The sequence below is a fragment of the Novosphingobium pentaromativorans US6-1 genome (assembly GCF_000767465.1).
GTDB lineage: Bacteria > Pseudomonadota > Alphaproteobacteria > Sphingomonadales > Sphingomonadaceae > Novosphingobium > Novosphingobium pentaromativorans.
This window is the reverse complement of sequence record NZ_CP009292.1, coordinates 674,135-697,843: the sequence shown is the minus strand read 5'-3', so window position 1 is coordinate 697,843 and position 23,709 is coordinate 674,135. Positions and strand designations below refer to the sequence as shown.

Here is a 23,709-nt window from a genome sequence, read left to right as displayed (position 1 = left end):
CATTTCGAAGGCCAGTGCATTTCGTCATGTTGAAGCAAATCATACAGCCGCCCGGCTGAGCTTCCAGGTCTGTGACGAGATTGCAGGCCACTGACATGTACCCTCTGTGGGGGCTGAACCCCGACACGGCTGATCAGGCGGCCCGCCGCGACCCTTCAGACGAATTCGGCGGCGCAGGAGCCGAGCTTGCGGCCGCCAGCGTCAGGGTTGCAGTCGCTCAGGGTCATTTCGAAACGGTCGCCTTTCACTGCTGGAGCAAGCGGGACCATCGAACCGGAGAGAATGACATCGCCTGCATTCAGGGCGACGCCGTATTCGCTCAGCGTGTTGGCAAGCCACGCGACAGCCTGCGCCGGATCGCCTTGTACTGCGTGGCCATACCCTTCGGAGAGCGGCTCGCCGTTCTTTGTGACTGTGACGTGCAGGTTCGGCAGCTCGAGTCCGGCGGGATCGAGGCGCTCCGCTCCCAGCACGAATACGCCGCACGAAGCATTGTCGGCGACAGTATCGACGATGGAGATGTTCCAGTCCGCAATGCGACTGTCGACAATTTCGAAGCACGGAATGATGCATCGCGTCGCAGCCATGACATCGGCGGCTGATACGCCGGGACCCTTGATCTCATCTTTCAGCACAAACGCGATTTCAGCTTCCGCCCGAGGGGCGATAAGGGCCTTGTCGTTGATGTCGATCAGATCCTCGACGCACATCCAGTCAGTCAGGAACCCGAAGTCGGGCCGGTCAACGCCGAGCATGTCCTGAACTGCCTTGCTGGTGGCGCCAATCTTCTTGCCGATCAGTTTTTCCCCGTCCGCCAGGCGGCGGGACAGAAGGTCGAGGCTGATCGCATAAGCATCATCCACCGAGAGCGAGGGGTTCGCGTTGATCAGGGGCGGCAGCGTCTTGCGTGCGCGAAGAGCTGCATGGAGCATCCCTCCATATGTTTGTGCGAGAGTCATCCGTAAGCCTCGTTTGGATGGCGATTGATGTCAGAGGAGCTCTGGAACTTGAGCATAATCTTGGGGGAGAATCTGCCGGAAGGCCAGAACTTCGCATTCAGACGCGCAGCGGCGCCATGAGAGCAGGGCGAGAGCATTGAACTTGCCCCTCAGGCGCCTGCCTTCGCGGCGTCCTGCGCCGGGGTGCCGCAAGCCATGCAATACCGGAAGAAGGCCATCTTGCGGGCGTCGCACTTGCTGCAGTGGTTGAAGAGCGTCATTCCGCAATGGACGCAGAAGTTCGTCTCGCTGCCTTCCATTGCTGCGATCGGCCGATCGCAGCCCGGGCAGACCTTGGCGGACATCTTCTTGAAAGCCTCGTCATGCGAGACGAGCTTGCGCCGTTCTTCCTCGGCCTGCGCCTCCACTTCCCGGCGTTTTTCGAGATAGTGGCGCATGTTCTTGATGAGGAAGTGCCCGGCCGCAACGGTCAGCAGGATGCCTACGCCATAGCGGATATAGCCGCCGTAACTGGGTAAGTAGGGCACGAGTTCGACGAAGAACACGAATACAGCGGCGATCACGAAGCCGCGTGACAGGGGCCAGTAGGCGCCTTTGCGCCGCTTGGCGACCAGCCAGGCCGCCAGCAGCAGCATCGGCAGGGTGAGTGCCAGGCGCAACAGGAATATGCGCAGCTCCTGCCAGAACAGCGCTTTTTCATAAGCCGGATAGGCGGCGTCCTGCAGGTCGTTCTGCTCCTGACGCAGGGCCTCGGCGCGCTGCTCGAGCGGCAGGCGCTCGTTCTCCAGCGTGTTGATCCTGCCCTGGATCGCACGTTCACTGCCCTTGAGCTGTTCAAGCTGGCGGGTGCGCTGGATGACTTCGGGGTCCTGCTGTGGATCGGTCGTCGCCGTGCGGGTCTGGATCCAGGCCTGGAACGTCTCGGTGGCGGTCTGCGAGGCGCGGCGGGCCTGTTCGAGCTGGAGCCGCGCGATCTGCAGCTTGTCGTCGATTGCGCCGGTGCGATCCTCGGCCTGCTTCAGCTCCGTCCGCAGCTTCCGGTCCCGCGTCTTGTCGACAAACTGTTCAGGCGAGACGCTCGTCTCCACCTGCGGCAGGTCACCGATGACGAGATTGCCGAAGCCGACGATGAACCCGGCGAAGATAACCGACACCGCCCAGAGAACGATCAGATAAGCCCGCTCGGGAACCCTTGCCCCCTTGATCATCTTCAAGCCTCCCCCGCCCCGTCGTTATCGCGAGGCTTAACACGGCTATGGCTTCTGTAAAGCCATTCGCACCATCCGGTGTTTTTTGGCAAAATTTGCGGACGCATGGATGAAACCTGGCGGAGCATTCGTTTCTGCATCGATGGCTCGACACCGCGTGTGACGGGCCGGAACTACAATTCGGCAGGAGGCGAGCCCATGAATTCCTTTGCGACGATGGCGGCGATGCCCACCGGCGTCCCGCCAGGGTAGGCTTTCGACCATCCTTTCGACTCTTCCAGAAATCGAATGAACGAGATTCCTTATGCGCTTGATTTATGCCTGCGCGGCAACCTTTGTGCTGCCGCTGATGACAACCCCCGCATACGCACGCGATGCAGAGACAACGCCTGGCTCTGCATCGCAATGGTCCGGCGAAGCCAGCACCGGCATTTCGTATCAGCAAGGCGACTTCGGAACCGAGGACAAATTCGAAACGCTGTCGATTCCTTTTTCCGTCTCGGTGAAGAAAGGGCGATTCCACCTTGCTGCCTCGCTTCCCTATATGCGCACGACTGCGCCGATCGGTGTCATCGTCAGTCAGGGCGGCCTGTTCGGCACGCCCTTGCTTGGTACCGACACGGTTAGTCGCGAGCGGACCGCGCGCGAGGGGATCGGCGATCTCACCTTGCAGGCGGCCGTGGACCTGCCGGTTGCCGGCTTTGCGACGTCGCTGGCTTCTTCCATCAAGGTGCCGACGGCATCGAGCGCCAAGGGGCTCGGCACGGGCAAGGTGGACTACGCGGTAAGCGGGCAGGTCGCCCGCCCCATGGGCGCGATCGTTCCCTTCGCATCGCTCAGTTATACGGTGCTTGGCGAGCCGGACGGGTTCGACGTGCGCAATACGCTTGGCGGCGCGGCCGGCGCGCGCTTGAACCTTGGCGATCGCTCCTTTGCGGCATTGTCCTATTCCTATGAGCAGGCGGCAACTGGCACGCTTCCCGACAGGCAGGCGGTTGGCCTTGGCGTCGGCACCGGCTTCAATGACAACATTCGGCTGAGCGTCGAAGGCGCCGCCGGTCTCAGCGAGGGCGCGCCTGCTGCCAGTGTCGCGGCGCGCATCGGTTTCGGTTTCCGATGACGGGTGGGACGCGCCGGAACGCTGTCAGGGACCGACGTCGCTGTTCGAGGTGCGCAGCAGATGGCTATTGCCCGGGGCGAAGCCCAGGGCCGCGGCTACGCGATCGTTCCAGCCATAAGGATCGGCGCGGACCACCGGTTCGCCTCCCGCGTCAAACAGGACTGTCTGGTAGAGCAGCCTGACGGGAATTTCGCGGGGCAGCGACACGAAGGTTTCCTCCCCCTTTTCCCGCGCCTTACGCCACTGGTCGAGAACGCCTTCATCGCGCGCCAGCATCTCGGCAAAGCCCGGTGCATCTTCTACCCGGACGCAGCCGTGACTTCGTTGCCGCTGTACCTGATCGAACAGCGATTTGGCGGGGGTATCATGCAGATAGATCGCATGGTCGTTCTTCATGTCGAACTTGACCAGACCCAAGGCGTTATCCGGGCCGGATTGCTGGACGATCCAGCCATCCTGCCAGGCCATGTTGTGACTGTGCAGATAGGCCCGGTCCTTGCCGGCGAATTCCTTTTCCTGGATCGAGCGCGGGATGGTCCATGTAGGGTTCGCCACAAGGCGGTAAATGGGAGATCCCAGTTGAGGCGTCTCCTTGCCCGGTTCGCCGACGATGGCCTTGCGGGTGTCGACCGCCTTGCCATTCCGCCAGTACGTCAGCTGGCCTGCGGCGGTATTGACGTCGATGCGTGTGGCTGGCGGATTGCGATCCAGCCAGCGCAGACGCTCCATGGCGACGGCAAGTGCGCGGGCCCTGTCTGCATCCGAGAGGTTGAGGATCTCCAGCGCGTCCTTGCCGATGATACCGTCGGGCCTGATGCCATAGTCCGCCTGCATCCGCTTGACGGCGCGCACCATGTCCGGCGTGTAGCGATCGACTGAGCCTGGCGTGTTCGACAGGTAGTCAGACGCGGCAAGCTGGCGGGCAATGGCCGGGACGCGCGGATCGCTGTCGCCGGGCTCAACAGGATCGTCCTTGAGTGGAATTTGCGGGGCAGGAGCAGCCTTCTTTGCTTTCAGATCCTTATAGGCTTGTGACAGGCGGCGATAAGCGTCGCTTTGCGGGGCAAGGCTATTCAGCCAGTTATCGAGCTTGTCCTCGGCAAGGGCCTGGCGCAGCCCTTGCAGAAGATCGGGGTGAGGGCGCCTGATGGTGTAGATCTCGAAGAGTTCTTCCGGCGAGGCAGCGCCCTGGGCAAGTGCGCGCGCGTATCGCAGCGCTTCCTGGGTAAGCGCCTCGTCCGCCTGCGACGCACCATCCGCGGCGAAAGTGAGATGGTCGAGACCGTGCATCGCGCGTTGGTCCAGCGCATTGCGAAGTTGCCGCGCGCTTGACGAACTCCAGCGCAACTGGCTCGCGCCAACGGTCTGGCCATTGGCATCCGCAGATGTCTGCTCGCACCCGGCAAGCGTCACGGCCAGGGCCATGATCGAGGCGGCAATGGCATTGGTTCGCACACAGATCTCCTTGAAAGACCTGTATGTTAACGATTGTGGAGCGCCGATGTTGCACGCTGGCGCGATATCCGCCGCCAATGCGTTCAGGCACGGCCCGCGTAGATCATCCGGCCCTTGCCCAGGAACGAGAAAAGATCGTCAAGGTGCTTTTCGCCAACCGCAAAGCATCCCTGGCTGCGTCCGAGCATGCCGTGCGTATCGATCATGTCTTCATTCGCGTACCACGCGCTATGCAGCACGATGGCCCGGTCGAGGGCGTTGTCGTTGGTCGGATCGAGGCCGATCAGACGCTGTGATCGGCCGTGCTTGCCGACGTAGTAATCATCGGTCAGGAACGTGCCCTCGCTTGAGGCGTTGGACCCGACGGCGTTTGAAAACCGCTCGACGAAGCCGGTATGGTCCGGATCCGAACCAGAGCCGTGGGCGACCAGGATCAGCGAAGCCTTCCCGCCTTCGATGTCGAGGAAATACATTCTTCGCCTGGAGGATGAGACCGAGAAGTCGACCAGCGCGATCCGGCTGTTATCCTCGATGCGCGCGGAATGGGCATCGAGCGCGGCCATCGCCTTCTCCAGCAGGTGTGGGTTCACGTCGAAGCGCGATTCCTTCACCGGTTTCCTGGCGAGCGCAGGCACTTTCGCGGGCCGCGCCGAGGCGACGGGGATCGTGGGAACCGGAGACAGCGACGAGCGTTTCATCAATGCACCGGTGGCCAGTGTTGCCCCTGCGAATAGCATGCTGCGTCTGTTGTATCCGGACGACCATTTAACCATGCACCCCATTATGGGGCTTTTGTTCCTGTGATTTAAGACCCGATTTGGGCCAGAATCGCAGGAATTTTGATGCAGAAGTGAACACTCCAGCGCCTTGTGTTCAGTCGTGAAACGAATTTTGGCGTTCCATGCGCAGGGTGCGATTCGCGTATTCGCCCGGGCTTGTCTTTGCACCATGCGAGGCTTGCTTCATGCTTACTCGTGGTTTTCAAGAGATGCGAAGGCACTGATCGTGGAGACGATCAGGTCCGGCCGGAACGGCTTCGAAAGGAGGGGCGCTTCATCGTAGCCCGATGGCAGGTTCTCGCGCCCATATCCGCTGACAAATGCAAAGGGTATGCGGCGCGCACGAAGCTGCGCGGCAACGGCCTCCACCGATTGCCCCCGAAGATTGCCGTCCAGCACGGCGCCGTCAGCCTGTTTGTGTTCTATGAGGTCGAGCGCGGCTGCAACACTCGAAGCGGATCCTGCTACTTCGCCGCCAGCATCCTCGATGATGGTCATGAGTTCCATCGCAACCAGCGGTTCGTCCTCGATGATGAACAACCGCGTATTCGCGAGGGTGTTTGCTGGCGCTGCGACTTCGGGCGCTTGCATGGTTTCCGCATGCGTGCCGGGCTGTTTGCGTGCGGCTTTGGCCGAGGCCGGGCAGGGCAGGACCAGTTCCCATTTCATGCCAGCGGGGTCGGCATGCATTGCTGCGCTGCCACCGTCGGCGGCAAGGCTGCGCTCGATCATTGTCGTGCCGAAGCCCGTTCGTGCCGGAAGCTGGACCGGTGGCCCGCCTCTTTCGATCCAGTCCAGCTTCAGCTTATCGTCGAGGATCCGCCAGGTCAGCGAGACCATGCCGTGCGTCCCGGACAAGGCGCCGTACTTATGGGCATTGGTAACGAGTTCATGCAGGACCAGTGCCAGATGCAGGGCCGGTTCCGAGCCCAGGTCGACATCCGGACCCTCGACGCTGACGCGCGCCGGGTCAAAGGTGCCGATCGCGACTTGCCCGGCAATCAACTGGCGAAGGTCGGCACCTTGCCAGGTCGCATTGCTGAGCAGCGAATGCGCCTTTGCCAGTGCGTCGATCCGGCCCAGGAAGGTGGTGGAGAAGTCGTCCGGACCTGAGGAGAAACGCAGGGTCTGGCGCGAAATGGCCTGTACCGTCGCAAGCGTGTTCTTCACCCGGTGATTGAGTTCGCCATTGAGCAGGCGCTGCGCTTCCTCGGCACGGACCCGGTCGGTAATATCTAGGATCTGCAGATTGACCGAGATCAGGTGGCCGGCTGCGTCGTAGATTGCCGAACAGTAGCATTCGCATGTCAGCGTCTGGCCGGTGGTGGTGAGAAAGCGCAGCGTATGCGTTTCACGCGTCGCCTTGCCGCTAATCATCTTGTCGACCAGCGTGCTGAAGGTCTCCGCGTCCTCGGCGCTTAGCCAGTCGATCCGGCTTGCATCGTATCCTTTCACTTCCGCCGCGCGCCAGCCGAACAGGCGCTCGGCACCGTTCGACCAGGCAATCACTTGCTGGGCACTGTCGAGTTCGACGATTGCGAGCGGGGAGTTGTCGCTGTGCGCGGTGAGCCGGGCCAGTGCAGTGGCCAGATCGTCGCGCTGGCGGGCCAGTTCGCGCCGCTGGGCGTAAAGCTCGGTGAAGACATTGACCTTGCTGCGCAGGATATGGGTGTCGACCGGCTTGAGGAGGTAATCGACCGCGCCTGCTTCATAGCCGCGAAAGCGGCGGCGTTCATCGGTGGCGACTGCGGTGAGGAAGAGGATCGGGATCGAACGCGTCCGTTCGAGCCCCCGCATCAATTCGGCCAGTTCGAAGCCATCCATGCCTGGCATCTGTACATCGAGCAGTGCCAGTGCGACATCGTGGCAGAGCAGGAGTTCCAGAGCTTCCTCGCCCGATCGGGCCTGCAGGATCTCGACCTCTCCATCCGCGAGAAGGGCATCGAGGGCGACGAGATTCTCGGCGATGTCGTCAACGGCGAGGATACGAATGGGGTCAGGGTGCATGGGTAATTTCTCGCAGCGGCAGGGTGTTGCGACGGTAGATCTTCATGTGATCGTCGAAATCGCCGAAGGCCGGGGAATAGCGTGACAGGCGCAGGGTCTCCTTGGTCCCGAGCCCCAAAAATCCGCCGCGAACGAGTGAGTCCGCGAACAGGCCGAGTGCCCTGTCCTGTAGCGGCCGGTCGAAGTAGATGAGCACGTTGCGGCTGGAAACGAGGTGCACTTCGGAAAAGACCTCGTCACTGGCCAGATTGTGTTCGGCAAAAACGGCGCGCCGGCGCAAGGACTTGTCGAACACCGCGCTACCATAAGCCGCGGTGTAATATTCCGACAGCGATGTACGCGCGCCGGACTGCTGGTGGTTTTCGGTGAACTGCGCCACCCGGTCGAGGTCGTAGACGCCGGCCTGCGCGCGCTTGAGGGCGGCCGGGCTGATGTCGGTGCAATAGTAGATCGCTCGATCCTCCAGCCCTTCCTCGCGCAGGAGAATGGCGAGCGAGTAGAATTCCTCGCCGTTGGCGCATCCCGCAATCCAGATCTTGATCGAGGGAAAGGTCTTGAGATGCGGGATGACGTTTTCCCGCAGGACGCGGAAGTAGCCAGGGTCGCGAAACATCTCGCTCACCTGGATGGTCAGGAATCCCATCAGCTCTGCGAAAGCCGCAGGCTCGCGCAGGATCCGGTGCTGCAGCTCGGAAAGGCTGGCGCAGCCGAACCTCTGCATCGCCCGCACCAGGCGCCGGTGCAACGAACCGCGCGAATAGCCGCGGAAATCGTAATGGTAATGGCGCCATATCGCCTCGAGCAGGAGATCCAGCTCGATCTCCTCGTGCGGTTCGAAGGTTTCGATCAACGCGGCATCCATACCCGCACCAGGCTCAGGAGTTTGTCGACGTCGAGAGGTTTGGAAAGATAATCGCTGGCGCCAGCCTCGATGCATTCCTGTTGATCGCGCTCCATCGCCTTGGCGGTCAGGGCGATGATCGGCAGGGAGCGTCCCCACTCGCGCTCGCGGATCTTGCGGGTGGCGGTAAGGCCGTCCATCTCCGGCATCATCACGTCCATGAGAACCAGCTCGACGGGCGTATTGCCGGTCATCGCCTCGTCCAGTGAATTGAGCGCCTCGATCCCGTTGCGCGCGATGCGGACATTGACGCCGTGCGGTTCCAGCACGCTCGACAGGGCGTAGATGTTGCGAATGTCGTCCTCGACGACAAGCACGTTGCGCCCCTGCAGCGCCTCGTCGCGATTCAGCGACCTGACGATCAACTGCTGCTGCGGCTCGGGGAGGTCGGAGACGACCTTGTGCAGGAACAGGGTGACTTCATCAAGCAGGCGCTCGGGGGACTTGGCGCCCTTGACGATGATCGACTTGGAATAACGGCGGAGCTTGAGCTCTTCCGCGGCGGACAGGTCGCGGCCGGTATAGACGATCACCGGCGGGAAGGGCATGCTCTCGTCCGCACTCAGGCGTTCGAGCAGTTCCATTCCAGACGCGTCGGGCAGGTTGAGGTCGAGGACCATGCAGTCGAAGCTCTCGCGCTCGAGCATCTCGAAACACTGTGCCGCAGAGAAGGCCTCGACCGTCTCGACATCGCGCGAACCCAGCAGGAGACTGACGCTTTCGGCCTGCTTGGCATCGTCCTCGACAACGAGCACGCGGCGCATGCGCTGCACCATGCGCTGCTCAAGGCTTTCGAGCATCTGCACGAGCTGTTCGCGCTGCACCGGCTTGAACAGATAGCCCATTGCGCCGCTGGCTAGTGCGGTCTGGCTCTCGTCGTCGACCGATACGACGTGCACCGGGATGTGGCGGGTGCGCACATCGCGCTTGATGCGGTCGAGCACGGAAAGCCCGGTGTGATCGGGCAGGTTCATGTCGAGGATGACGGCGCTGGGAATGTATTGGCGGGCGAGCAGGGCGCCTTCGTCGGCGGTGTCGGCGATCAGGGTGGAAAAGCCCTGTTCGCGCACGAGATCGCGCAGGATCCGGGCAAAGACGGGATCGTCCTCGACGATGAGGATCACCCGGTCGTCCGCGGCAAGGCGCTCGCGATCGTCTTCGGGCGCATGGGAAGAGCGGGCAGGCGGGCAAGCCGCCGGAGCGGGTTTGTTTCTCGGGGCGGAAGGCTTGGGAGCGGGACGCTGCGCAACCTCCCCCGTCGGAGACGAAAACTTGGCGGGCAGGACAAGCGAGAAGGCGCTTCCTTCGCCCGGCTCACTTTCGACAGAGACTTCGCCGCCCAGCAGGTGCGCCAGTTCGCGCGAGATCGACAGGCCAAGGCCGGTCCCGCCGTATTTGCGGCTGACCGACCCGTCGGCCTGGCGGAAGGCCTCGAAGATCGCGCCTTGTTGGTCGGCTGGAATGCCGACGCCGGTGTCATGCACCGTGAAGGCGATCCTGTCATCGTCCTGGCGGGCAACGGAGAGGGTAATCCGGCCGCGATCGGTGAACTTGATCGCGTTGGAAAGGAAGTTCTTGAGTACCTGCTCGACCCGCTGCGGATCGGTTTCGAGTGCGAGGTCCGGTTCTTCTATCTCGATGGCGAAGTCGAGGCCCTTGTTCGTCGCGGCCGGTTCGAACAGGCGCCGCAGCTTCTCGGCGATGCCCGAGACGCCGGTGACATGGGGGTCGAGCTCGACCTTGCCTGCCTCGATCTTCGAGATGTCGAGAACGTCGTTGATCAGAATGAGGAGGTCGTTGCCCGAAGTCTCGATAGTCTGCGCGTGCTTGACCTGTTCCTCGGTCAGGTTGCCGGAGCGGTTTTCCGCCAAAAGCCGCGCCATGATCAGCAGGGAATTGAGCGGCGTGCGCAGTTCGTGGCTCATGTTGGCGAGAAATTCGGACTTGTAGCGGCTGGCCTGTTCCAGGTCTCCAGCCTGTGCCTTGAGCGACTTCTGCGCCCGCGTCAGATCGTCGCGCTGAACCTCGAGCTGGCGCGCCTGTTCCTCGAGCTGGGCGTTGGTCTGCTCAAGCTCGCTTTGCTGGGCTTCCAGTTCCTTGGCGGAATCCTGAAGCTGGCGGCTCTGCGTTTCCAGTTCTTCGTTGCTGGCGCGCAGTTCCTCGCTCTGGGCCTGAAGTTCTTCGGCCTGTTGCTGGGTTTCGGCGAGCAATTCCTGCAGCCTTTCCCTGTACTTGCCGGAGCGGATGGCGACGCCCAGTTGACCTTCGATCCGTTCCAGAAATTCCCGCGCATGGTCGATCCGGCCTGCCGGAAGGCCCAGCTCGATCACCGCGTTGACCACGCCGTCGGCATAGGTATTGGCAATCAGCAAGGTCGCCGGTTTTGCCTGTCCAAGGCCCGAACCAAAGTAGAGATAACCGTCGGGGACTTGATCCAGCACGAAGGCGCGCCGCTCTCTGACCGCCTGTCCGAGAAGTCCGTCGCCGATATCGAAACTGGAGGGGATCGGGGCTTCGGCGGGAACGCCATAGGTGGCCCGGCGGCGATATCCCTGGCCGTTGCGAATGTAGATCGCTCCGGCGCGGGCGCCGAGATAGCCGGCCAGATATCGCAGGGCGGCATCGCCCAGTTCATCCAGTTTCTTCTCGCCGCTGATCTCGCGCGCTAGCCCGACCTGGCCGACCTGCAGCCAGCGTTCATGCAGGACCGTCAGCCGGTTGCGCACGAAAAGATAGCCCACCCCCGCAAGCAGCCAGGTCACCGCGGTGCCGACGCTGCGATTGGTGATGGCAAGCGTCGGGTCGATGCCGGCGGGAGCGAACAGGAAGCCGAGTACGGCCAGCAAGGTTGCTACCGCGGCGATGACGGGCGGCACCAGCGGTGATGGCGCGACGTAGGCCAGAACCACAGGCAAGAGGTAGACCACCCAGACGGCCGTGCCGAGGGGGAAGGTCAGGTCGGCAAGGAAGGGCAGGAGAAGGGAGACGGCGAGGCCGAAATAGATCAGGGAAGGGTGCCCGGACTTGATCTTGTCCTTCATCCCTCAAACCACACGATTAGCGAGTGAGAAGTACTTCCGACTGCTGCGCGCGGCTTGCGCAGGCTGCCGGTACCTGACGATTGCATGCGAAGAATCCCCTGTGTCGACTGCGCGCTAACGCGTCAGTCCGGCCCAGGTTCCCGCAAAACCGACGGGCAATGGCTGATTTCTGGCATGAGTTTCTTGTAGGAGACTGCCAATCTACCCTCAGAGCCTGGCAGCGACGGGCCTGGGACGATCCGCCCTCGCGAGTTTTTTGCGGAAGTCGCTGGCTGAGAAATCTCGAGCAGTTGCAGGAAATGCAACCACTATGGTGCTTTTCGCACTTGCACAATAATGCTGCGACGCACAAAAGGAACGGGCCTTTCAGGCATCCTCTCCCAAACTTCTTAAACCCGGTCGAAATGACCGGGTTTTTCTTTGCCCGAACGATATGGCGCGGCGCACAGCGATAGTCGCAGCATCTGGCGCTGGAACCAGCCTGCGCCGGGCCATCGAACAGGATCACGCGGGAACAGGACACTTGTCTCCAACATTGCCAAGGCGCTACCCTCCGAAAAAAGGGAGTCGAGTTATGGCTTATGCAAGATCCCCGATTGCCGTGAAGGCGCTGATGGCGGTATCTGCCGTCTTTGCCATTGCCGCATGTTCACAAGAACCGACCGAGTACAAGGCCGACGTCAAGGACGAGAGCGGTGGCCAGATGATTGTGCAGGATGCCGACGCAACTGGCGTGCCGGTGGACCTGCCCGATACGCCGATGACCCCGGTACCGCCCAGCGAAGCGGCCAACGGGACTGCCGCTGACCAGTAGGACCGACCTGCCTTCGGACTTGCAGGCTTCCGGTCAGGCGAGCGTTAAAGGTGCTGCATTTGTCCGGAACGCCGGTGTCCGGAACGAAGTGCTGTTCTACATTATCTCATCCGTGCTGTTGGCCGAATGGCCCTTTCGCATGAATGGCGGGATCTGACGGCATTGCGAAATGCCATCGTATTTCCATGGCCGAATAGAAAGGCCGAGGGGCATTAAACCCACTCGGCCATGCGGACAATCCAGAGTTGATCGTTTGCGGACTGGCGCGATTCAGAACGTGTCGGCGCTTATGGCCATGACTGTTTCCTCGCCCGCGGCGATGCTCGATGCCAGCCCGTCAACTTGCGGCAAGACGCGCATTGCGAAGTAGTCCGCTACCTGCTTCTTGGCAGCGTGAAAGGGCGTATCGCCTGGCGCGGCTGCCATACGCGCCCACATCCAGCCAAGGGAAACAAGCGCAAACAGGCGCAGGTAGTCGACGGCTACGGCGCCCTGCGCATCGATGCTGCCGCCTCGAAGACCAACTGTCGCCTCACGCAAGAGTTCAAGCGCTTTGCTGGTGCGCCGCGATACCACAGACGCAGCTTCAATTTGCGCAGCTTGGGCAAGGTCGGCTTCGACCAAATTGAAGAAGCTTTCAGCAACCGCACCGCCTGCCATTGCCAACTTGCGACCGACCAGGTCTATCGCCTGAACCCCGTTGGTGCCCTCATATATCTGGGCAATGCGCGCATCCCGCACATATTGTTCCATGCCCCATTCACGAATGTAGCCATGGCCGCCGAAGACCTGCTGGGCCTGCACTGCGCTTTCAAAGCCGAAGTCGGTAAAGGCCGCCTTCACGACTGGCGTCAGGAGGGCAACCAGCGCGTTGGCCTCGGCACGCGCTTGCGCATCGGGATGGGAATGCGCACGGTCGAGCTGCAGCGCGGTCCAGCCTGCAAGGGCCCGGCCGGCTTCGACAAAGGCGCGGATGTTAAGCAGCATACGCCGTACATCGGCATGCTCGATGATCGCGACTGGTCCGCGCGCGCCATCGGCGCTTCTGCCCTGCAGCCTCTCGCGGGCATAACCTGTCGCCTGCTGGTATGCCGCGCCGGCAATACCCAGGCCCTGGATTCCGACCATCAAGCGTTCTGCGTTCATCATCGTAAACATGGCGGCCAGGCCGCGATGCGGCTCGCCGACAAGCCAGCCGGTTGCCTCGTCATAGTTCATGACGCAGGTGGGCTGAGCATGGATTCCCATCTTTTGCTCCAACGCGCCCACCGACATCGTGTTGCGGACCGTAAAGCCGCCAGCGTCATCGGGCAGGAACTTGGGCACGAGAAACAGGCTGATCCCCTTTATCCCGTCAGGGGCATTGGGAAGACGCGCCAGCACGAGGTGGATGATATTGCCGCAAAGATCATGATCGCCAGAGGAGATGAATATCTTCTGCCCTGACACCGCGTAGGCGCCGTCGCCGTTTGGCACGGCCCTGGTCTTGAGCAGGGCAAGGTCGGTGCCTGCGCCACTTTCGGTCAGCGCCATGGCGCCGGTCCATTCGCCGCTGACCATCGAGGGCAGGTAGGTGGCTTTCAGCTCTTCGCTGGCATGAGCGGCTATCGCCTCGGCCGCACCGCGTGTCAGCCCCGGGAACAACCCGAAGGACAGATTTGTCGCCGACATCATCTCGTCCAGCCAAAGCTGCAGGATAAAGGGCAGGCCCTGACCGCCCCACTGGGAATCGGCGGAAAGTGCCGCCCAGCCGCCATCGACAAACTCACGATAGGCATCCGCAAAGCCGGAAGGCGTTCTTACCTCGCCATCGACCAGTCGGCTGCCCTGCTCATCGCCGTTGCGATTGATGGGGCCGAGCGTTTTCGAGCACAGTTTGCCAGCTTCCTCGAGCACTGCGCCAGCAAGGTCTGTGTCGACGTCTTTGCCAAGGTCGGCCATTGCGCTGTCAAAATTCAGCACTTGCCTCAGCAGGAAACGGTAATCCTCAACGGGTGCCGCGTAATCGATCATCGTCTGTCTCCTCGACTGAGGACAGTCGGCTATACCAAACGACTGTTACAGTCAATTGGCGAGCATGCACACAGGCCGGATGGAACCAGGAATACGCGCTATTCGTGTCGGAAAACGGCGACTATCTGCGCTGCAATTTCTTTCGGACTCAGTCGACCGGGACGATACCAGTCTCCAGCAGAGTTCAATTGTGAAAGCAGCAAGTTGCGATAGATGGACCGGTCGATTTCCGGCGGAAGTGGCAGGTTTTCAACGAGCTGCCGGAACAGGCCTTCAAACTGGTCCCGGCGCGCGACCAAGGATCCGCGTATTGCATCTGGCACTTCCCGAAAGTCATTCATCATCGGCATCGTGAGGGAATCGGGTGCGAGCTGGATGTCCAGCAATGTGGCGCAGGCTATTTCCAACTTCTGCCACGCGCCTTCCACACCGCGAACAGCCTGTGCAATTCTCGTTTCGGCCGCATCGAGTGCGGCGTTATGCAGCTCGAGAAAGAGCGCGTCCTTCGACTTGATATGGTGGTATAGCGAGCCTCCGAATACGCCGGCCTGTGAACCAATGTCGCGAAGGGACGTTCCCCGGTAACCCTTGCGAGCGAAAAGTTGCGCCGCGATCTCAAGAATTTCGCGCTTGCGCGGACTGATGCCAGCATCATAATTCGCGCGGTCAAACGGATGCTCTGGAGACGTTTCGGAATGCGATGCCACTGTCATGGATAGCGGCATAGCATGCCTGCCCATGGAATCGATCCCGATCATTGATCGCCTCGGCTCGCCCGGGAAAGTCTGTCGCCAGCTGCTGGCTTCGTTGCCGCTGTGTTACCCGCGGCGCGCTGAAACGCTTTGCTAACGCATTCTTCGTTTGATTGACGCGCGGCACAGGCCCGGGCCATGAGCCGCCAAGGGCATAGATCCTATCTATGATATGAATGAAGAAGTAGCATCTAGCACGATGACCCTGGCTTTGAGACGCTTCGAGTTATTGAAGGAGGCCGAAAGTGTGTGAGGCGAGGTGAAACCTGGGAAGTCCGGTGTGCACGAATGGGTCATGGCGGCCTTTATGCCCTCGGTCGGCAAGGTCGCCGCGGCGCAGCCCTGTTCGTACAACTTGCCATGCTTCACCAAATTGCCAAGGTTCTGGACGGTTGATCGGACAGAACGCGCGCTCGACCGGCAAAGAAGTACTGGTTTGCTGAGCCTGAAGCCGGTCAACTGATTGCACTCGAAAATAGCAAGGGGTTCTATGCACGATATAGCAGTCGCCACGGCAGACACTCAAATTGTCGAACCCGACACGATCCTGAAAAAGGGAGCGATTGAAGCTCGGCATCTGGTGTTCTTCGTCGTCGCGGCGGCAGCTCCGCTTACAGTGCTTGCCGGATTTACACCCCTTTCATTTATGGTTGGCGGCACTGTCGCGCCGGCCGGCTATCTGGTGGCGGGAATTGTCTATGCGCTCTTTGCCGTAGGCTTCACGGCGATGAGCAGGCGCATCCGCAATGCGGGGGCATTCTATTCCTATATCACGCACGGACTAGGGCAGTCATTCGGGGCTGGATCGGCGTTTCTTGCATACGTCGTCTACACCTTGGGAGAAATCGGGTTTTGTGCAGCATCGGGGTTGTTCGCATCGTCGACGCTGATGTCTGTGTTTGGCATTGACATGCCGTGGAGCATTTGTGCGGTTCTGATCGGGATCACTGTCTGTTGCGTGTCCTATCGAAGGGTCGAGGCTGGCGCGCGCGTCCTTGCCGTCGTGCTGTTGGGAGAGATTGGCGTTCTGCTGATCGTTGCGGCCGCGATCCTGATGACAGGGGTGCCCGAAGCCTACTCGTTCGCTGCATTTTCGCCGTTCAACTGGTCTTGGTCGGCGCTTGGTCCGCTGTTCGTGATAACTTTCGCCGTCTATGTCGGATTTGAGCAGACGGCCGTCTATAGCGAGGAAGTGCGTGATCCCTCGCGGACCGTTCCGCGGGCAACTTATATTGCAGTGGCGGTTCTGGCGCTTCTCTACACATTCATGTCGTGGATATTCCTGATGGCGGTCGGCCCCAGTGACCTTGCCGCCACGCTGAAGAACGACCCGTCGATGCTGATCTTCCGCCTCAGCACATCATATGCGGGCAAATTGATAACCGATATCATGCAGATTCTCGTCGTCACCAGCTTCTTTGCCGGAGTCCTTGCCCTGCACAATGCCGGGTCACGATATCTCTTCGCCCTGGGTCGGGAGCGCCTTCTGCCTCATGCACTTTCGATCACTGGAGCCAAAAGCGGGAGTCCAGTCGTTGCTGTCATTGTCCAGTCGTCGATCCTGATCGTGTCCCTGGTGGCCTTTGGCTTCACGGATCTTGATCCCTATACCCAGATTGTGGTGTGGACCAACACCCCCTCGCTTGTCGGCATACTGTTCCTTCAGATCATGACGTCAGTCGCGGTCATCATGTATTTCCGCCGAATTGCGAAGTCGGAAGGTATTTGGCACAGGCTGATCGCACCGGCCCTTTCGGCAGTCGCTCTTTCCGTCGTTCTTTTTCTGGTCTGTACGAAAATGGATTTGCTGACAGAACTCGGCCGCACCGGGAATCTGATGATCAACATACCGCTCCTACTGGCATTCCTGGCAGGGGTCATCAGGGCTTCCATGCTTCGCCGCACAGACCCGGAAGCTTGGAAAGTCCTCGGTGAGAGCCGGATGTGAAAGAGGATAGGACATGACAAGCACTGCACTTCCCGGACCGTCCTCAGAGACACAGCCACCACGATATGCCTGGGCCATACCTGGCTTTGCGATTGAACGGCCCAGCGGCTCCGCGAATGAGCCCGAGCTATGGTGCTACGCCGATCGCTTCAGCTACCGTGCCGGCGATGTTGTGAAGGTTCATGTTCACACCACGGCATCGAACTATGACGTCCGCGTGCTTCGCGATGGTGCAGATCCGACTGTTGTATGGGAGGCGAACGGACTTGCCGGCGAGATGCATGAAACGCCGTCAAACTCATACGAGACCGGATGCGGGTGGCCTGTTTCGTTCACGGTTCCAGTCGAATCCTGCTGGCAGCCGGGCTTCTATCTGATCATCCTGTCGATGCAGTTCGAAGGCCGGACCTATGAACGCGAGGGCTTTTTCGTCGTGCGTCGGCACATGCCTGCAGGTCGCCCGGCCTATGCCCTTGTCCTGACGACGAGTACCTTGGTCGCTTATAATGACTGGGGCGGCGCAAACCATTATCGCGGTGTTGACGTGCCGCCTCATGCAGATAGCCCCGCTCCGCGCTTGTCTACGATGCGGCCCATTGCGCGCGGCCTGCTGCGCCAACCACCCGGCGCGCCGAGAGCGTCCAATCCCGATACACCAGGCCCGAACTTCATACCGCGTCACCCCGCGTATGAGTGGGCCCATACCCATGGCTATTCGCGTCACGCATCCGATGCGTTCTGGGCGACCTATGAGCGGCCTTTTGTCGTGTGGGCCGAGAAGCACGGTTACGAGCTGGACTATCTCACCCAGCACGACCTTCATGATGACCCCGATTGTCTCTCCGGCTATTCTTGCGCGATACTGGTCGGTCATGATGAATATTGGACCGCTGAGATGCGCGACCGCATCGACGATTTCGTCGATCAGGGCGGGCATGTCGCCCGTTTTGCGGGCAACTTCCTATGGCAGGTTCGTCTTGAAGAAAACGGCACGCGACAGATTTGCTACAAGGATCCAGGACTGGATCCGATGTTCGATATCGACCCGGCCAAGACTACAACGGCATGGGATGCGCCATTCATAGATCGCCCCGGTGCAGCAACGATGGGGCTTACCGGACTTGGCGGGGTGTATAATCGCTTTGGAGCGACGACGCCCCGTTCCTCTGGCGGCTATACGGTCTATCGTCCGAACCATTGGACGCTGGAGGCTACGGACCTGTATTACGGCGATGTCTTCGGCGGCGCTCCGATCTGTGTTGCGGCTTTCGAACTGGACAGCGTCGATTACACTTTCCGGAAGGGCTTGCCTTATCCGACCGGCAGCGATGGCGCGCCAACGAACCTGGACATTGTCGCGATGGCCCCTGCCGTTGCGGGTGAAATCGACAAATGGAAAGGCGCAGTGCCGATCGGCGCGCCGATCGGTGAATTCAGCCATGTGACTGCGGCGATGTTCGGCGATGCAATGCCGGACCGATTCCAGGGCGAGTTCTATGGCGCGGGGATGATGGCGACTTTTGAGCGCGGTAAAGGTTCGGTCTTCAATGCCGGAACTACCGAGTGGGTTAATGGCCTGATCCACGAAGATCCGTTTACCCAGAAAATCACGCACAACGTCCTGCGCCGCTTCGGTTCGAGGAATGGAGATTGAAATGCAACGTATCGCGCCCGAAAACTGGTACGCGACCAAGCGTCTTGACGACGATGTGACCTATATATGCGAACCGTTTATCCAGGAATTCTACCGATGTAACATGTGGCATGTCCGTGGTCGTGACCGGGACATGCTGGTCGATAGTGGCATGGGGGTCGTCTCGCTTCGTGAGTGGGTCCCCTTGGTTACCGAGCGTGATCTGGTCGCCGTCGCGAGCCACATCCATTTCGATCATATCGGCTGCCATCACGAATTCGACTGCCGAGCAGTCCATGCAGCCGAAGCCGATCTGATGGCTCACCCCACGCGCGCCAACACGCTGGCTGATCTTTACGTCAAGGACGAGATTTTCGACGCGCTTCCCCCCGAGCCTTATCGGTCGGAATCCTACAGCGTAAAGGCTGCACCCGCCACGCGCATCCTTGAAGATGGCGATGTCATCGACCTCGGCGATCGTGTTTACGAAGTGATCCACACCCCGGGTCATTCTCCGGGCGGAATCACGTTATGGGAAGCGAAGTCAGGGATCATGTTCTCGGGCGATATCATCTATGATGGCCCTTTGATCGAGGACACCTATCATTCGAATATCGACGACTACATCGCTTCGATGGAAAGGCTCCTCGATTATCCCGTCCGCATCGTTCACGGCGGTCATTTCCCCAGCTTCTCAGGCGAGCGTTATCGCCAGTTGATCCGCCAATGGCTGGATGCCCATGGCGCGTGACGCCGAAGGGATCGCTTTCGGCGCACTTGCAGCGATAACCACAGGATTGATGAGATGAGACTGACAGTCGCCCTGCCGGACTATGATGTCCGCGCGTCCTTGCGTTTGTATGACCAAGCCGCGCCGACAGTTTGTTCCTGGATTTGGGACACTCTTGCGAAACCCTTCGAGACAAAGACGTCGCACGCCTGTTTCGACGGCCATGAGGTATTTTGCTTTCTGCCAGGGCGCGGAAGTCCGCCGCCGATAGAAAACCAATCAATGCGGCCGGCCGTTGGCGAGGTCATGTTCTTTGGAGCAGAACCGAGGAAATTCGCTGCACTCAATGACAACCGTCTCATCGGTCAGACCGAGGCTCTGTTCGAAATGGCCTTCATGTACGGGCAGGTCGATCTCCGTCATTTCTGGGAGGAAGGCCTGCACGGGTCCATCATCGGCCAGATCGACCAGAACTTCGAGGCCTTCGCCAGTGCATGTCTTGCCACCCTGAATGCCGGCGCAACGGCCATCACTATCAGCCGGGGGGAGTGATCGATGGCACAGGTTATGGCTGGGACGAGCAGGAAGAATTTGTCGGCAAGGCGCTCGGCCGCCTGGAAGTTGCTCTGACGGAGTTTCACTGATGAGCGACAGTTCGATGCCCGAGGAATTGCCGCTGACGCGTGCCGATCTCCGGCGAGAAAAGAACTACATCGATGGCCGTTGGGTGGACAGCGATGACCGGATCATGGTTCGGAATCCCGCGACGGGTCGCATTCTCGGGTCGATTCCCGACGCCGGAGCCGACGAAGCCGAATTGGCGGTAGCCGCGGCCGCTCGCGCTTTTCCCCAATGGAGCGCTTTAAGTGCTGCCGAACGCGCCGGGAAGTTGTTGCGCTGGCACGACCTGATCCTGGATCATCGAGAAGATCTGGCCCGGTTGATAACGGCTGAGCAAGGCAAGCCGATAGGCGAAGCGCTTTGGGAAGTCGGTTATGCTGCATCCTTTATCCGCTGGTTCGCGGAGGAAGCGCGCCGTGTCTACGGCGATATCATTCCGGGTCACGCGCGTGATATGAGGATCGCGGTCACTCGCGAGCCTGTGGGCGTTACGGCCGCGATCACGCCGTGGAATTTTCCGCTGGCGATGATTTCGCGCAAGGCCGGACCGGCTCTTGCCGTGGGTTGCACGATGGTTGTGAAGCCATCCGAGCTTACGCCCTTCTCCGCCTTGGCGCTGGCCTTGCTGGCAGGCGAAGCGGGCATACCCAATGGCGTGCTCAATATCGTGGCGGGCGAGGCCCAACCTATAGGCAAGGTCTTGGTCACACATCCGGAAATTGCCAAGCTGAGCTTCACTGGCTCGACTGGCGTGGGCAAGATGCTTGCATCTGTCGCAATGCAGTCGGTCAAGCGGTTGTCGCTGGAGTTGGGCGGGAATGCACCTTTCATCGTTTTTGATGATGCGGATCTGGAAGCCGCACTCGATGGCGTAATGGCTTCCAAGTTTCGCAATGCAGGCCAGACATGCGTGTGCGCCAATCGCTTTTACGTCCAGTCCGGGATTTACGATGTTTTTGTCGACCGGCTGGCCAAGAGGATCGCGGGGCTTCAGGTTGGCAACGGCATGATCGATGGCGTCAATGTGGGGCCGCTGATCAATGATGCGGCCGTTACCAAGGTGCAGTCTCATGTCGATGATGCGTCGAGTCGAGGCGCTAGGGTGCTGCTGGGCGGTCACGCCATAGATGGAGCGGGTCATTTCTTTCAGCCCACGCTGGTCCGGGATCTGCCGCCTGATGCGCGGCTTTGCCGGGAGGAAACATTCGGTCCATTGGCCGGCATCGTCTCGTTCGATACCGAAGGGCAAGCCATAGCCATGGCGAACGAAGGCAATGCGGGGCTTGCCGCCTATTTCTACACCAGGGATCTTTCGCGCAGCCACCGGGTAGCGGAGGCTTTGCAATATGGCATGGTCGGCCTGAACACCGGCCAGATTTCGACCGAAGTCGCACCCTTCGGCGGCATCAAGCAATCCGGTTTCGGTCGCGAAGGCTCACGTTACGGCATAGACGAATATCTCAACATGAAATTGGTCTGCACGGCTATAGAGGGGGAATGACTTGCGCCGGCTATTGATCGCCCAAGGGGGGGGATCATGGCGCGGGATTCATTATTTGTGTGGAAGGCTGATGTTCGTGGTGTAGGCATGAGAGCTGTGCACACTGCGTCAAGGTTCGGGTTGTTGATGGTTTCGTACTGCATTGTGCACAGCGGCATATCATTGTGCCAGTATGCTTTCCCGAACTTGTCCGCGTAGGGTGCCTATTTGACCGATCAACCTCACAGGATTGACAAGAATTTCGCGGCGAAAGTCGATTGGAATCTCTTGCGCCTCTTTGTCGAAATCGTAAGGGCTGGCGGGATTGGGGCGGCGGCGCGGCGGCTGAGCAAGCAGCAGCCCACTATCAGCGCCGCCTTGAAACGATTGGAAGAGCACGCAGGGGCGCAGCTTCTTCTGCGCAGTACAAGCGGCATCGAACTGACACTTGCAGGCAAGGCACTGCTGCTCATCTGCGAGGATATGCTCGACGCCGCACGATCGGCGCCGCACCAGATTGCTCAAGCGATGAACCAGGTCGAAGGATTGGTTCGGATCCAAATGATCTCATCCATAATCTTCCCCGAGCTCGATGAGGCGATTGCTTCTTTCCACAGAAGGTATCCAGCCATTCAAATCGAAATTCGGGTGTCGCCGTGGCGCGACGTCCTGGATGCCATTGGGCGCGGCGAGGTTGAAATCGGTGTCGGCTACGACGGTAGCGTGCGCAGTAGCCTGAGCTACGAGCCTCTTTTTGTGGAAACGCAGCAACTTTATTGCGGGCGATCCCACCCTCTGTTCGGCCGCCTCGTTACCCGGCTGTCCGAGCTCCGGCAAGAAGGCTTTGTGCTGACCGGCGGAGACGAACTCGAAGTCATCACCAGACTGCGTCAGCGCTTCGGTTTGGGAACAGTCACGACCGGCTGGGCGGAGGATATTCACGAAGCAACCCGCCTGATTAGTGCCGGTGTTGGAATTGGGTTTCTTCCCGTCCTGGCGGCAGAAAAGGGCGTCGAAAAAGGAAGGTTGTGGCCCTTGCTGCCAAGGGATGCAGAGCCATCATACGACATCTATCTGCTCGCTCGCATGGAACCTGAACGTGACACGGCAACGCAGCTCTTCTTTAACGAAATCACCCGTCGCATCAGTGCCCTGCAAGGGGCATAGATCACTTCTATGACTTGGATGAAAAATCAGTATCTAGTGTAATGAGGCCATCTTTGAGACCAATTGAGTTCTCAAGGAGGCCACATGTTCAGCCTGACGCGAACCTTTGAACAATATCCATCGTTGCCGCATTTCGGCTGCCGCCGAACTCTCGGCCAACTCGACTTCGTCGTGGAGGCAGCGGCACATCAGGCTGTCGAAGATGCTGTCTTGCATCACGAACGTGTCCGCCAAGCAAATTCTTTGCCGGAGTATAGGGCACAATGACCAGCGCTACGGACAATGTTCACGCCGCGCGTGACCATGCGCGGATTATGGCTGGCACGAAGGTCGAAGCCATGCCGATCGTACCCGCCAGCGCAAGCGATGTGGATGGCGACGTGTTGTGGGAAGAGACGGTTGAAGCCGGAGGCTATACCTCTCGCCGACTTGGCCGCGGATCCAGGCTCAGGCTTGTCGATCTGCACGGAGATTCCTGCGCATCGATGCTTATTTTCAATGCCGAATGTCCCACCGAGCGCTTGAACGTGGCGGATACTCTGAAGGTGCAATGGACCGCCTATCTAGGCACGGGCAAACTTCTCCTGTCCGATATGGGCCGTGTGATGATGAGTATCCTGGAGGATGAAGCAGGAACTCACGACGCCTTTTGCGGCGCGTCCAACGAGAGCTCGAACGCCCGCCTCTACGGAGACGGCAAGAACTATGGCAGTCACTCCAATGCGCGTGATCGTTTCAAGCTTGCCGTCAGCAAGTACGGTTTGGGGCGCAAGGACATTCACCCTTGTATCAATTGGTTCAAGGGCGTCGAGATTGCCGAGAATGGTTCGATCGAGCCCAATACCGGTCCGTTCCAGGCCGGGCGCTCGGTTGTGCTAAGGGCCGAGATGGATCTGATCGTCATTTTCGCGAACTGTCCTCACGTGCTCGATTCACGTGCTGATTACAGCGTTACGCCGCTGCGGTTAACAGCCTGGCGGGGCGATGTGACACCGGACGATGACCCCATACGCAATGCGACGCCCGAAGGGCTGCGCGCCTATCTCAATACCGAAGACTATTTTCGGCGCTGACAGGAAGT

20 protein-coding genes are annotated in these 23,709 nt (G+C 60.2%); 11 read left to right on the top strand and 9 right to left on the bottom strand.

Annotated features, from left to right (window positions below; translation table 11 throughout):
* Positions 1-155 precede the first annotated feature (155 nt).
* Positions 156-932: a fumarylacetoacetate hydrolase family protein gene (locus JI59_RS21740; protein WP_007014198.1), complete on the bottom strand. Its 777-nt coding sequence runs from the start codon at positions 930-932 to the stop codon at positions 156-158.
* A gap of 176 nt (positions 933-1,108) precedes the next feature.
* The gene (locus JI59_RS21735; RefSeq protein ID WP_007014199.1) at positions 1,109-2,167 is read right to left on the bottom strand and encodes a zinc ribbon domain-containing protein; all 1,059 of its coding nucleotides are present in this window, start codon (positions 2,165-2,167) and stop codon (positions 1,109-1,111) included.
* A gap of 349 nt (positions 2,168-2,516) precedes the next feature.
* Between JI59_RS21735 and JI59_RS21730 the strand changes: the two genes are divergently transcribed.
* Positions 2,517-3,287 carry a YadA-like family protein gene (locus JI59_RS21730; protein ID WP_239000619.1) on the top strand — a complete coding sequence of 257 codons (771 nt, stop codon included), beginning with the start codon at positions 2,517-2,519 and terminating at the stop codon, positions 3,285-3,287.
* A 24-nt stretch (positions 3,288-3,311) separates the two neighbouring features.
* On the opposite strand, the gene JI59_RS21725 is transcribed toward JI59_RS21730, so the two are convergent.
* From JI59_RS21725 to JI59_RS21705, 5 genes are all read right to left on the bottom strand, one after another.
* Complete coding sequence (locus JI59_RS21725) at positions 3,312-4,742, bottom strand: L,D-transpeptidase family protein (protein ID WP_007014202.1); 1,431 nt, start codon at positions 4,740-4,742, stop codon at positions 3,312-3,314.
* A gap of 83 nt (positions 4,743-4,825) precedes the next feature.
* Entirely contained in the window at positions 4,826-5,479 is a 654-nt protein-coding gene (locus JI59_RS21720) for a murein L,D-transpeptidase catalytic domain family protein (protein WP_007014203.1), read from the bottom strand.
* Positions 5,480-5,710: 231 nt separating this feature from the next.
* Positions 5,711-7,528 carry a response regulator gene (locus JI59_RS21715; protein ID WP_007014204.1) on the bottom strand — a complete coding sequence of 606 codons (1,818 nt, stop codon included), beginning with the start codon at positions 7,526-7,528 and terminating at the stop codon, positions 5,711-5,713.
* Positions 7,518-8,390, bottom strand: a complete 873-nt coding sequence (locus JI59_RS21710; RefSeq protein ID WP_007014205.1) for a CheR family methyltransferase — start codon at positions 8,388-8,390, stop codon at positions 7,518-7,520. The genes JI59_RS21715 and JI59_RS21710 overlap by 11 nt, the downstream gene beginning before the upstream one ends.
* On the bottom strand, positions 8,375-11,470 hold the full coding sequence (locus JI59_RS21705; RefSeq protein ID WP_007014206.1) for a response regulator: 3,096 nt from the start codon (positions 11,468-11,470) through the stop codon (positions 8,375-8,377). Before JI59_RS21705 ends, JI59_RS21710 begins: the two co-directional genes overlap by 16 nt.
* 574 nt (positions 11,471-12,044) lie before the next feature.
* On the opposite strand from JI59_RS21705, the gene JI59_RS21700 reads away from it, so the two are divergent.
* A complete protein-coding gene (locus JI59_RS21700) occupies positions 12,045-12,284 on the top strand; it encodes a hypothetical protein (protein WP_007014208.1) in 240 nt (79 codons plus the stop codon).
* Between the two features lie 270 nt (positions 12,285-12,554).
* On the opposite strand, the gene JI59_RS21695 is transcribed toward JI59_RS21700, so the two are convergent.
* The gene (locus tag JI59_RS21695) at positions 12,555-14,297 is read right to left on the bottom strand and encodes an acyl-CoA dehydrogenase family protein (protein WP_007014210.1); all 1,743 of its coding nucleotides are present in this window, start codon (positions 14,295-14,297) and stop codon (positions 12,555-12,557) included.
* A gap of 98 nt (positions 14,298-14,395) precedes the next feature.
* Positions 14,396-15,055 (bottom strand): TetR/AcrR family transcriptional regulator, encoded by a 660-nt coding sequence (locus JI59_RS21690; RefSeq protein ID WP_007014211.1) that lies wholly within the window; start codon positions 15,053-15,055, stop codon positions 14,396-14,398.
* A gap of 274 nt (positions 15,056-15,329) precedes the next feature.
* On the opposite strand from JI59_RS21690, the gene JI59_RS26910 reads away from it, so the two are divergent.
* From JI59_RS26910 to JI59_RS21650, 9 genes are all read left to right on the top strand, one after another.
* Positions 15,330-15,512 carry a hypothetical protein gene (locus JI59_RS26910; protein WP_007014212.1) on the top strand — a complete coding sequence of 61 codons (183 nt, stop codon included), beginning with the start codon at positions 15,330-15,332 and terminating at the stop codon, positions 15,510-15,512.
* A 27-nt stretch (positions 15,513-15,539) separates the two neighbouring features.
* Positions 15,540-16,997, top strand: a complete 1,458-nt coding sequence (locus tag JI59_RS21685; protein ID WP_007014213.1) for an APC family permease — start codon at positions 15,540-15,542, stop codon at positions 16,995-16,997.
* A gap of 13 nt (positions 16,998-17,010) precedes the next feature.
* Positions 17,011-18,651 (top strand): N,N-dimethylformamidase beta subunit family domain-containing protein, encoded by a 1,641-nt coding sequence (locus tag JI59_RS21680; protein WP_052118026.1) that lies wholly within the window; start codon positions 17,011-17,013, stop codon positions 18,649-18,651.
* A 1-nt stretch (position 18,652) separates the two neighbouring features.
* Positions 18,653-19,381 carry an MBL fold metallo-hydrolase gene (locus tag JI59_RS21675; RefSeq protein ID WP_039857736.1) on the top strand — a complete coding sequence of 243 codons (729 nt, stop codon included), beginning with the start codon at positions 18,653-18,655 and terminating at the stop codon, positions 19,379-19,381.
* Positions 19,382-19,435: 54 nt separating this feature from the next.
* Positions 19,436-19,912 carry a DUF3830 family protein gene (locus JI59_RS26385; RefSeq protein ID WP_081474020.1) on the top strand — a complete coding sequence of 159 codons (477 nt, stop codon included), beginning with the start codon at positions 19,436-19,438 and terminating at the stop codon, positions 19,910-19,912.
* Between the two features lie 118 nt (positions 19,913-20,030).
* A complete protein-coding gene (locus JI59_RS21665; protein WP_202946101.1) occupies positions 20,031-21,482 on the top strand; it encodes an NAD-dependent succinate-semialdehyde dehydrogenase in 1,452 nt (483 codons plus the stop codon).
* A gap of 207 nt (positions 21,483-21,689) precedes the next feature.
* Positions 21,690-22,628, top strand: coding sequence for a LysR family transcriptional regulator (locus tag JI59_RS21660; RefSeq protein WP_007014218.1), 939 nt, complete (start codon positions 21,690-21,692; stop codon positions 22,626-22,628).
* Between the two features lie 84 nt (positions 22,629-22,712).
* Positions 22,713-22,895: a hypothetical protein gene (locus JI59_RS26905; RefSeq protein ID WP_138921454.1), complete on the top strand. Its 183-nt coding sequence runs from the start codon at positions 22,713-22,715 to the stop codon at positions 22,893-22,895.
* Positions 22,892-23,701, top strand: a complete 810-nt coding sequence (locus JI59_RS21650) for an urea amidolyase associated protein UAAP1 (protein ID WP_007014219.1) — start codon at positions 22,892-22,894, stop codon at positions 23,699-23,701. The genes JI59_RS26905 and JI59_RS21650 overlap by 4 nt, the downstream gene beginning before the upstream one ends.
* Positions 23,702-23,709: the final 8 nt, after the last annotated feature.

Coding starts and splice junctions, on each gene's coding strand:
- JI59_RS21740 (WP_007014198.1), bottom strand. CDS start 932: ATGCTCCATGCAGCTCTTCGCGCACGCAAGACGCTGCCGCCCCTGATC.
- JI59_RS21735 (WP_007014199.1), bottom strand. CDS start 2,167: ATGATCAAGGGGGCAAGGGTTCCCGAGCGGGCTTATCTGATCGTTCTC.
- JI59_RS21730 (WP_239000619.1), top strand. CDS start 2,517: ATGACAACCCCCGCATACGCACGCGATGCAGAGACAACGCCTGGCTCT.
- JI59_RS21720 (WP_007014203.1), bottom strand. CDS start 5,479: ATGCTATTCGCAGGGGCAACACTGGCCACCGGTGCATTGATGAAACGC.
- JI59_RS21715 (WP_007014204.1), bottom strand. CDS start 7,528: ATGCACCCTGACCCCATTCGTATCCTCGCCGTTGACGACATCGCCGAG.
- JI59_RS21710 (WP_007014205.1), bottom strand. CDS start 8,390: ATGGATGCCGCGTTGATCGAAACCTTCGAACCGCACGAGGAGATCGAG.
- JI59_RS21705 (WP_007014206.1), bottom strand. CDS start 11,470: ATGAAGGACAAGATCAAGTCCGGGCACCCTTCCCTGATCTATTTCGGC.
- JI59_RS21700 (WP_007014208.1), top strand. CDS start 12,045: ATGGCTTATGCAAGATCCCCGATTGCCGTGAAGGCGCTGATGGCGGTA.
- JI59_RS21695 (WP_007014210.1), bottom strand. CDS start 14,297: ATGATCGATTACGCGGCACCCGTTGAGGATTACCGTTTCCTGCTGAGG.
- JI59_RS21690 (WP_007014211.1), bottom strand. CDS start 15,055: ATGATCGGGATCGATTCCATGGGCAGGCATGCTATGCCGCTATCCATG.
- JI59_RS21685 (WP_007014213.1), top strand. CDS start 15,540: ATGCACGATATAGCAGTCGCCACGGCAGACACTCAAATTGTCGAACCC.
- JI59_RS21680 (WP_052118026.1), top strand. CDS start 17,011: ATGACAAGCACTGCACTTCCCGGACCGTCCTCAGAGACACAGCCACCA.
- JI59_RS21675 (WP_039857736.1), top strand. CDS start 18,653: ATGCAACGTATCGCGCCCGAAAACTGGTACGCGACCAAGCGTCTTGAC.
- JI59_RS26385 (WP_081474020.1), top strand. CDS start 19,436: ATGAGACTGACAGTCGCCCTGCCGGACTATGATGTCCGCGCGTCCTTG.
- JI59_RS26905 (WP_138921454.1), top strand. CDS start 22,713: ATGTTCAGCCTGACGCGAACCTTTGAACAATATCCATCGTTGCCGCAT.
- JI59_RS21650 (WP_007014219.1), top strand. CDS start 22,892: ATGACCAGCGCTACGGACAATGTTCACGCCGCGCGTGACCATGCGCGG.